This is a genomic window from Pseudomonas sp. GZD-222, from assembly GCF_049310525.1.
GTDB lineage: Bacteria > Pseudomonadota > Gammaproteobacteria > Pseudomonadales > Pseudomonadaceae > Aquipseudomonas.
The window spans coordinates 19,683-28,951 of the sequence record NZ_JBMOWO010000069.1; the positions used below are offsets into that span (position 1 = coordinate 19,683).

The following is a 9,269-nucleotide window of genomic DNA, read 5'->3' on the forward strand; positions in this document are numbered from 1 at the left end:
GTCTATTAATCGTGTCTAGATCAAATCCCGCTTTCAATGAAGTCCTCGAAGCCCATGTCGCCATCGAACAATGGCTGTCGGGTAACACTCCCGCCAGTCAGCTCGACCCATTGATGGCACGTTTCAGCCGGCACTACACAATGATCACCCTGTTCGGCCAGTGCCTTGATTACCCAGGTCTGTATAAACTTTTTCAGCAGGCCTATGGCAAGCGTCCGGGACTACAGATCAGGATCGATGAGTTACAACAGATTGCCAGCGGCCCGGGCATGACAGTGGTCAGCTACCGGGAGTGGCAAGCGGATGCTTTGGGCAAGCAGAGGCAGCGGCGCTCGACAGCGGTGCTCGAGCACGACCACGGCGCGCTGCGCTGGCGGCATCTGCATGAAACGCCAGTAGCAGACTGATCAGGCCTTTTTCCGCGGTGTGCTGGTGGGTGCCGGTTTTTTCGCCGCCGGGGCTTTTTTCGCCGCCGGCTTACGCCCGCCCAGGCTGCGTTTGAGCAGTTCGGTAAGGTCGATGATGTCGGCGCTCTTCTGCTCGCCTTCGCCCTCCAGTGGCTCGACCGTAGCGATCTTGCCCTGGCTGGCCTTCTCTTCGACCAGGGTCATGATGGTGTCCTTGAAGTCGTTGCGGTATTCGTCCGGGCTCCAGCTGCCGCTCATGTCCTCGACCAGACGCTTGGCCATCTGCAATTCGCGCTTGTCGAGGTTCGGATCACGCACGCTGCTGTCCAGCTCCAGGCTGTCCAGGCTGCGCACCTCCTGTGGCCAGCGCAGGGTAATCATCACCAGCGCGTCGTCGAGCGGACGCAGCAGCGCCAGGTGCTGCTGGGTATGCAGCACCACTTTAGCCAGGGCAACCTTGCCGGTGCTCTCCAGGGTCTCGCGCAGCAAGGCATAGACCTTGCCACCACGGCGATCCGGGCTCAGGTAGTACGGGGTATCGAACTGCTGCAGAGGGATTTCAGTGCTGTCGACAAAGGAGAAAATATCGATGGTCTGGGTCGCCTCGGGGCGCGCCTGGCGGATCTCCTCTTCGCTGATCACCACGTAGCGGCCCTTCTGGTACTCAACGCCCTTGACGATATGCTCGCGGGCAATCTCCTTGCCGGTGACCTTGTTCACCCGCTTGTAGCCGACCGGCTCCATGCTGCGCTCATCGAGCCAGTCGAAGTCGACCCGGTCGCTGCTGGTCGCGGAATTCAACGACACCGGGATATGCACCAGACCGAAGCTGATGGCACCTTTCCAGATGGCTCTGGCCATGATCGTCTCCCTCAGGCGGTTGAACAGTGCTTTGTCTGTGTGACTCCACTGCCCACTGAAGGTTTACTGTCGCCGACAATCTGCACCTGCAAGTGGTGCAGAGCCCCCCCTTTGTCCAGCTAATCCTCGGCGTCGGGGAAGTTGCGGCAGCTCTTGCGTTCGGCCAGTTCCTTGTCACTCGGGCGCTGGTCCACGAACACCGCGTGGCCATCCTTGTAAATCTCCAGATAGCCCCACTCCAGGTCTTCTTCACGTTGACCGGGTTGTGGCGGCGTGCGCCACCAGGGTTCTCGGCTGATCAGTTGCATGGGCAAGGCTCCCGCTGAACACACCCCTTCACTATAGACAGTGCCCAGCGAAGGCTCTGGCACGGAGTTACCCTGCCTGACCCGCCCCAATTCAGTGCAAACCCACTAGAATGGGCAACCTTTACCCTCCGGCAATCCCCATGGATATCGAGCTGGCCCGCACCTTCCTTGAAATCGTTCGCAGCGGCAGCCTGGTGTCCGCTGCCGAGCGCCTGCACGTCACCCAGACCGCCATCACCGCACGGGTGCAGAAACTCGAGCAACAGCTGTCTTGCCAGCTGTTCATCCGCAGCCGCAGCGGCGCCAGCCTCACCGCCGACGGCGAAGCCTTCGTGGTCTATGCCAACCAGCTGGTGCAAACCTGGGAAGCCGCCCGCCGCGACTTGCCATTACCCGAAGGCTGTCACCAGGTGCTGCATATCGGTGGCGAAGTGAGCCTCGGCAATCCGATGGTTCTCGACTGGGTCAGTGCCCTGCACCGGAGCATGCCCAGCCATGCCATCCGCAACGAGGTCAGCGATGGCGAATCGTTGCTGCGCAAGCTGGAAATGGGCGTGCTCGACGCCGTGCTGGTGTACCAACCCACCTACGGGCCCGGCCTGCAGGTCGAACAGCTGATGGAAGAAAAGCTCATCCGCGTTCGCCGTAAAGACAAACCCGAACCCTATATTTACATCGACTGGGGCCAGGCCTTCCGCCGCCAGCACGACGCCGCCCTGCCCGAGTGCGCGCGCCCGGCCCTGAGCTTCAACCTCGGCCCGCTGGCCCTGCAGTTCATCCTCGAAAACGGCGGCAGCGGCTACTTTCGCACCCGCGTGGTCCAGAGTTACCTGGACAGCGGAATCTTCGAGCGCGTGCCGCAAGCCCCCGAGTTCACCTACCCCACCTACCTGGTACACGCCCGCGAGCGCGACACCGAAGCCCTGCAACACGCCTTCAGGATCTTGCGCCAGCTGGTGGCCGACGGCGACAGCGACTGGTCACAACGCTGGGACCCGGTGATCTGAGCGGGCAGCGGCACTGAGCAAGTGCCGCTTGAGGCCAGCGATCAAGTCGGTCTGGGTAATCACCCCGACCAACTGCTGCCCCTCCAGCACCGGCAGACAATGCAGCCCTTGCTCGCTGAGCAGCGGAATCAACGCCACCGCCGGCTCATCGCTGCGCACGGTAATCACCGGACGGCTCATGATCTGTTCGACCGTCACTTGTCGACGCCGAAACAATCCGCGCCAACTGAAACGCCCCTGCGCCATGGCTGCCCCGACCAGATCGCTGAGGGTCACAATGCCCACCAGTTGCCGCGCCTCATCCAGCACCGGCAAGGCCTTCAAATGGTGACTCGATAGCTGCTGCCAGGCCTGTTGCAAGGTCGTGCTCGGCGTCGCCTGCTGCACATCGCGCGACATCACCGAGGCCGCGGTAATGCCGCCAAGACTGCGCTGCAACGCATGCTGCTCGGTCGCCAGAATGATCCGTTCCAGTTCATCGCGGGTAATATCGACAAACTCGCCCAGCTCCTCCAGCGCCTGGTCCAGGTCCGCACCACTGACACCCACCCGCTCACTGGCGACTACATCAGCCGTGTGGTGCAGGTCTTTGCGCGGCGCGGCGGTCTTCGGATAGCGCACACCGGTCAGGCGGTTGTAGACCACCGCCACAGCCACCAGCACCAGGGCATTGAGCATGATCGGTTCGAATAGCTTGTCACCCAGCGCCGTCAGCGACGAATCCGCCAGCACCACGCTTACCGCCACGCCACCACCCGGTGGATGCAGACAGCGCAGTAAACACATCACCACCAACGCCAGCCCCAGTGCCAAGGCCGCGACCCACAGCGCCGAGCCGAACCAGTGATGCAACACCAGTCCCACCACCGTCGCGCAGGCGTAGCTGCCGACAAACGGCCAAGGCTGCGCCAGCGCCCCGGAATGCACGGCAAACAGCAACACCGCCGAGGCCGCCAGAGGACCGAGCAGGTGCAGGGCTACCGCACTGCCAAAGGCATAACTGCAGGCAACACCGGCCAGAAACAGACCGAGCAACGCACCGACACCTGCGCGCAGCCATTCTTTTGGAGGGATATTCAGCGGAGCCGGCAATAGCCGCTCAAACCAGTGGTGCAGACGGCGGGAAGACATGGATAGATCAGATACCTGGCAGTAAAAAAAGCCCGGCCAAAAGGGCTGGGCTGAGTATCGCGAGGGGCAATACCTAATGGGCTCCGTCCGTGGAGATGGAATTTTTGGCTTACGGGTGAAGCATGGGGGGATTTTGACGGCGATTCGCGAGGGGGTGGTAATTCAAAAAAGTGAGGGGTGGGTGCAAAAATTTTGAGGGATGAGGCCCTGAGCTGCCTTTATCTATGAAGGAATTCACTAAAGGGATGAAATCGTCATAGCGCACTTCCTGTATACAAGAATAAATAATTCTGTTTACACTTGCTCACGCCTACGACACCGGTAATCGCCGGTGCGTATTGCGACGGTCTCAGCCATGCAACACCTACAACAGCTTGCTCCCATCGAGCGCCATCTCCGAATGTCGTTCATCGCTCCTGACGCTGCTTTGTCCAGCGATCGATCAAGCGATGCCCCCCCCTTGTCCCATTCGCCCAAAACACCCGTGTGCACCTGAATTGATCGATCCAGCCGGCACGGCGCTGCGTTTTCACGCAACGCCTGGTGGCAATGGCTTCGCTCACACTGCAAAACGTGTGTCTGAATAAGAATCTGCTTGAACGCAAACTCCACGCGGGAGAGGAATACCTATGCCCAAGACTTTACTGGTCAAAAACGCCGAGCTTCTGGTAACGATGGATGGTGAGCGCCGCGAGATAAAACGCGGTGGCATGTACATCGAGGACAACCTGATCAAGCAGGTCGGCCCTAGTGAGACGCTGCCGCAGCACGCCGACGTGATACTGGACATGGCCGGGAAAGTGGTCATTCCGGGCCTGATCAACACCCACCACCACATGTACCAGAGCCTCACCCGCGTGGTGCCGGCGGCTCAGGATGGCGAGTTGTTCAATTGGCTGACCAACCTGTACCCGATCTGGGCACGGATGACCCCTGAAATGATCGCGGTGTCGACCCAGACAGCGATGGCTGAACTGATACTTTCTGGCTGCACCACCTCCAGTGACCATCTCTACATCTACCCCAATGGTTGCAAACTCGACGACAGCATTCATGCCGCCGAGGAAATCGGCATGCGCTTCCATGCCGCGCGCGGAAGCATGAGCGTAGGCCGTAGCCAGGGCGGTCTGCCGCCCGACTCGGTAGTGGAGAAGGAAAGCGACATCCTCAAGGAATCCCAACGCCTGATCGAGGACTACCACGATGCCAGCCATGGCTCGATGCTGCGTGTGGTGGTAGCGCCCTGCTCGCCCTTCTCGGTGAGCCGCGACCTGATGCGCGAAGCGGCGGTACTGGCGCGCCAGTACGGGGTGTCGATGCACACGCACCTTGCGGAAAACGTCAACGATATCGCCTACAGCCGCGAAAAGTTCGGCATGACCCCTGCCGAATACGCCGAAGACCTCGGCTGGGTCGGCCACGATGTCTGGCACGCCCATTGTGTACAGCTCGACCAGCACGGCATTGAGCTGTTCGCCCGTACCGGTACCGGGGTAGCCCACTGCCCTTGCTCGAACATGCGCCTGGCTTCGGGGATCGCTCCGATCCGCAAGATGCGCGATCACGGGGTGCCGGTGGGCCTGGGTGTCGACGGTTCGGCTTCCAATGATGGCGCCAGCATGATCGGTGAAGTACGCCAGGCCCTGCTGTTGCAGCGTGTCGGTTTCGGCCCTGACGCGATGACCGCGCGCGAGGCACTGGAGATCGCCACGCTGGGCAGCGCCAAGGTACTCAACCGTAATGATATTGGCGCCCTGGCACCTGGAATGATTGCAGACTTCGTCGCTTTCGACCTTGGCCATGTGGCTTACGCCGGTGCCCTTCATGACCCGCTGGCAGCCCTGGTGTTCTGCACGCCAACCCACGTCGACACCAGCGTGATCAACGGCCGTGTGGTGGTCAAGGACGGCCGCATCACCACCGTCGACCTGCCTCTGGTATTGGAGCGCCACAACCAGTTGGCCCGCCAGTTGGTCAGCGGCGAGTGACCCACTCAGACCGTTGCGCTCAGTGCTGAGCGCAACGGCTGGGCAACAACCACTGTTGCCTGCAAACGATGTCCCCGGTTTGTACCCGGAAAAAGCCCGCTCTCACCGGGTCTGTTGTTGCTCTCGGAAAACCTGCACAATTGTCGGTTTTGCGAAAAGGACTTCCCCATGCAACGCATCGTGATTCTGGGCAACGCCGGAAGCGGAAAATCCACCCTTGCCCGAACCCTGGGCAAGCACCTGGACGTGCCCGTGGTGCACCTAGACAAACTGTTCTGGGAACCCGGCTGGGTTGAACCCGACGCCGAGCAATTCCGCACACGGGTCAGACAGGCAGTGGCATCAGACGCGTGGATCTGTGAGGGCAACTACTCTCGGCGAACCTTTGACTTGCGACTGCCCCGTGCGCAACTGGTTATCTGGCTGGATACCCCGCGCACTACCTGTTTCAGGCGGGTGATCATGCGCAGTCTGCTGAACCGGCCACGCGCCGATATGCCGGCCGGCTGCAGCGAGAAACTCGACCGGGCATTCCTGACCTTTCTCAACTTCGTGTGGACCTTCGATCATGATTACCGCCCCTCTATCGAGGCGATGCGACTGGCCGTTGGCCCGCAGGTTCCCGTCGTCCATTTGCGCGGTGCCCGCCAGATTGCTGCATTTCTAGCGCAGTTGCCCAAGCCCGCCCAAGACCCGTACCCACTTCGCCAAGGGTGAAGATCGCTGAAGGGGGCTTGCCCCCTCAAAACTCCGGAAACGCCCAATCCTGCAGGGGTGATAGTTGGGATAAAAACTCCAGATGTTCAATAGTTTTTACTTTCTGCAGATTCTTCAACTCCATTGGCCCGCCGAGCGCTAAAGCTGGTACAAACCCATACATCTCATCACTTCGAAGCTTTCCAAGATTCTCTAAAGCAGGTCTGAAAAGCCCTTCCAAATCGTTGTACTCAGCTTCCTGAGATGAGAAAAACACCCTTACTCCGAAGTCGAGCCTGTCACCGGCAAATATGGACTCACGGGTAGAGAAACGTTGAAAAACGCATAATCTTCATCCATCGCCACCTCCTATTTACATTTTAAAATGAGGCGCGCGCTTCAAAACTCCGGAAACCCCCAATCCTGAAGGGGTGATAGCTGGGATAAAAACTCCAGATGTTCAATAGTTTTGACTTTCTGCAGATTCCTCAACTCCATTGCCCCGCCGAGTGCTAAAGCCGGTACAAATCCATACATCTCATCGTGCTTAAGCGGACCAAATTTTTCCACGGCAGACTTAAATAAACCATCTAAATCGTTGTGATCGGGTCTGACGAATGAAAAAAATACACTCACCCCAAAATTCAGCTTATCACCTGAAAATTTTGAGACACGAGAAGAATAACGCGCAGCATGCGACGAAATAGTCAGGCACCAACCACTCTTCTCCCCCCACACATAGAGTTTACCGAAAGCACTACGCGCGATGACGTAGTAATTCTCTCTCCGGGAAAATTCCGTACCCGCTAGCCAAGACTCCAGTACGCCCTCATACTCTTGCGGGTTGACGACCCAAAACAGCCCCTCCGCGTAACCACTCCATCCATACTCACGCCAATACTCAAGAAGCTGCTCGGGTAGTTTTCTCTCATAACGAGCAATACTGGAACCAGGTACTTCCCGGCGATCAAAAGCAGGAGAAAATTTCTTTAGGAAAAAATTAAAATGCTCATCCATAGCCAACCCCTATTTACACCTTTCAAGTTTAGCACTGACCTTTGTAGTAGCTCGCATGACTTCTGGTACATCTCTAGCCGCAGCATCTAGGCCACCTATGCGGCTTGGCCACTGAGGACCAATACTTGAGTTCACACGCCTATCGCCGAAATCACTGATGATATCCTTCCCTCCTGCAAACAAATCAGGATTATGCAAAGCAGCTAACGCAGCCATTTTCTTCGACGCCATTCCTTTCGATAAAGTTTCTGCATGTTCTGGAGCAGCACCATCCAGTATAAGCTGATCGTAAAACTTATCTTCAAGCTCACTCCGGAGCGCTTCGCGTGCATTCGTAGCGGTCCTTGGATTCCTCACCACCGCCTTCGCCGTAAACGCATCCCGCCCCTTCAGGTACTCATCCACGGTCAGCTCATTAAGCCCCTTCTGTTGACCTGCCAGCTGCCGATCGAACTCCGCAATCCTGCTGGTGGGCATGTTGCTTGCGTTGAAGCATGGCACTTTATGCTCTGGCATGCCCACCGGTTTATTGCGGGCTGGCGATTGTGCCTGGCGATGTGCGGGGGCTGCCGGTTCCTGCGGACCAATTTCACCTTTCCTGGGTGTTGGGGGTTGCAGATCCGGACGTTTTTTCAGCGCGTCTTCGTGTTTGAGCATCCACTGCCCCAAGCGTGCACCCTTGGGACTTGCCTGCATGTCCTGGGCAAGAATATGGGCATTACCCCGGCCCCGGATGAGGTAAGCAACAATGGCACCCAGTAACAGCACCACAACTTCCTCGTGCCCGCGTGCTATGTGGTGGGCAGCGCTTTGCGCAGCAAAAGGGTCGTCCTGACTGAACGGATTCAAGCCATCATCACCACGAGGCCCGTTCCACGCGATGTTGATTCCGTCCAGGTAGTACTCGCCAATACGTGGCAGGCCCTCGACGAAAAACTCGGCAACCGAAACCAGCCCGAGCATTCCCAATATCCAGGTACTGACTTGCAAACCCATGGCAGCGCCGGCCGCACCTAGGGGAACGGAACCCGCACCGCCAGCAAAAAGACCTACACCCGCGCCAATGGGCACCACCGGTCACGACACTGCCGACCACAATCATTGCCATCTGCGAGACCACATCCAGCAACTCAGTCAGGATGCTGGCAATGTCGAGCTCGGAAAAACGTTGTCTTAATGTTTGAGCGGCTTGCCACTGCGCTCGATTGAATGCAGTTCTGACACTTTCGACGCGGCGAATGTTAAGGCCGATGCTGGGGACAAATTCATTGAGGTGAGTGCGAAATCGACCTCCACCTTGATAGCCCATATCCTGGGTTACCCGGTTTTCTATCTCGAACCACGAGGGCACGCTGTTCCATAGAAACATTCGCTGTCTCCCTGACACTTCCTTGGTGCTGAGGAGAGCAAACGGTAGAGAGATAAATAGGGGGTGTCAAAAACGCGGCGTTTAATCAAGTAGGAGGTGTCTGAGAACGATGTGACATTCCGCAGATGGCACCGAAAACCGTGCGTTAGTTTGTGTGAGCGGCAGCGCGACGGCTCGGTTGGCCCCGCGATGCGATTTGCCAGGCATATCGCATCGCGGGGCAAGCCCGCTCCTACTGGCGGTTACTTGCTGTTGCCGGCAGCCAGAAAATGCGCAACCAACGCATTGGCATGCCCATGCCCCAAACCGTGTTCAGCTTTCAGCCAGGCCACCATCTCCATATGCTTCTTGCCGCTGACGGTTTTCAGTAGTTCCAGCCAATGACTGATTGGCTGTCCGTACTTTTTTTCAATCGAAGGAAAGTACGAGGCGGGGCCTTTGACCTTTGTCTCTTCGCTCACGGTGCACACTCCTGTTCTATCGGT

The 9,269-nt window shown here is 58.2% G+C and carries 8 protein-coding genes and 3 pseudogenes; 4 read left to right on the plus strand and 7 right to left on the minus strand.

What is annotated here, in order from left to right:
* The first annotated feature begins 11 nt into the window (after nt 1–11).
* On the plus strand, nt 12–407 hold the full coding sequence (locus ACO6VD_RS12445; protein WP_422419413.1) for a DUF4440 domain-containing protein: 396 nt from the start codon (nt 12–14) through the stop codon (nt 405–407).
* A 31-nt stretch (nt 408–438) separates the two neighbouring features.
* On the opposite strand, the pseudogene ACO6VD_RS12450 reads toward ACO6VD_RS12445, so the two are convergent.
* Together ACO6VD_RS12450 and ACO6VD_RS12455 are read right to left on the minus strand one after the other, a co-directional pair.
* Nucleotides 439–1,268, minus strand: a pseudogene (locus ACO6VD_RS12450) (Ku protein); the annotation flags it as partial.
* A gap of 119 nt (nt 1,269–1,387) precedes the next feature.
* Nucleotides 1,388–1,576, minus strand: coding sequence for a hypothetical protein (locus tag ACO6VD_RS12455; protein WP_422419415.1), 189 nt, complete (start codon nt 1,574–1,576; stop codon nt 1,388–1,390).
* Nucleotides 1,577–1,716: 140 nt separating this feature from the next.
* Between ACO6VD_RS12455 and ACO6VD_RS12460 the strand changes: the two genes are divergently transcribed.
* Complete coding sequence (locus ACO6VD_RS12460; RefSeq protein ID WP_422419416.1) at nt 1,717–2,583, plus strand: LysR family transcriptional regulator; 867 nt, start codon at nt 1,717–1,719, stop codon at nt 2,581–2,583.
* Here ACO6VD_RS12460 and ACO6VD_RS12465 read toward each other — a convergent pair.
* The gene (locus tag ACO6VD_RS12465) at nt 2,557–3,714 is read right to left on the minus strand and encodes an HPP family protein (RefSeq protein WP_422419418.1); all 1,158 of its coding nucleotides are present in this window, start codon (nt 3,712–3,714) and stop codon (nt 2,557–2,559) included. The genes ACO6VD_RS12460 and ACO6VD_RS12465 overlap by 27 nt on opposite strands.
* A 629-nt stretch (nt 3,715–4,343) precedes the next feature.
* On the opposite strand from ACO6VD_RS12465, the gene ACO6VD_RS12470 reads away from it, so the two are divergent.
* Together ACO6VD_RS12470 and ACO6VD_RS12475 are read left to right on the plus strand one after the other, a co-directional pair.
* Nucleotides 4,344–5,702 (plus strand): 8-oxoguanine deaminase, encoded by a 1,359-nt coding sequence (locus ACO6VD_RS12470; protein WP_422419420.1) that lies wholly within the window; start codon nt 4,344–4,346, stop codon nt 5,700–5,702.
* 168 nt (nt 5,703–5,870) lie between these two features.
* The gene (locus ACO6VD_RS12475; protein ID WP_422419421.1) at nt 5,871–6,419 is read left to right on the plus strand and encodes an AAA family ATPase; all 549 of its coding nucleotides are present in this window, start codon (nt 5,871–5,873) and stop codon (nt 6,417–6,419) included.
* Nucleotides 6,420–6,444: 25 nt separating this feature from the next.
* Here the strand turns inward: ACO6VD_RS12475 and ACO6VD_RS12480 are convergent.
* The 4 genes and pseudogenes from ACO6VD_RS12480 to ACO6VD_RS12495 form a co-directional block, all read right to left on the minus strand.
* A pseudogene (locus ACO6VD_RS12480) lies at nt 6,445–6,732 on the minus strand (T6SS immunity protein Tdi1 domain-containing protein); the annotation flags it as partial.
* Nucleotides 6,733–6,797: 65 nt separating this feature from the next.
* A complete protein-coding gene (locus tag ACO6VD_RS12485; RefSeq protein WP_422419422.1) occupies nt 6,798–7,415 on the minus strand; it encodes a GAD-like domain-containing protein in 618 nt (205 codons plus the stop codon).
* A 9-nt stretch (nt 7,416–7,424) separates the two neighbouring features.
* Nucleotides 7,425–8,784, minus strand: a pseudogene (locus ACO6VD_RS12490) (DUF6861 domain-containing protein).
* A 242-nt stretch (nt 8,785–9,026) separates the two neighbouring features.
* Nucleotides 9,027–9,245, minus strand: a complete 219-nt coding sequence (locus ACO6VD_RS12495; RefSeq protein WP_400172066.1) for a DUF4287 domain-containing protein — start codon at nt 9,243–9,245, stop codon at nt 9,027–9,029.
* Nucleotides 9,246–9,269: the final 24 nt, after the last annotated feature.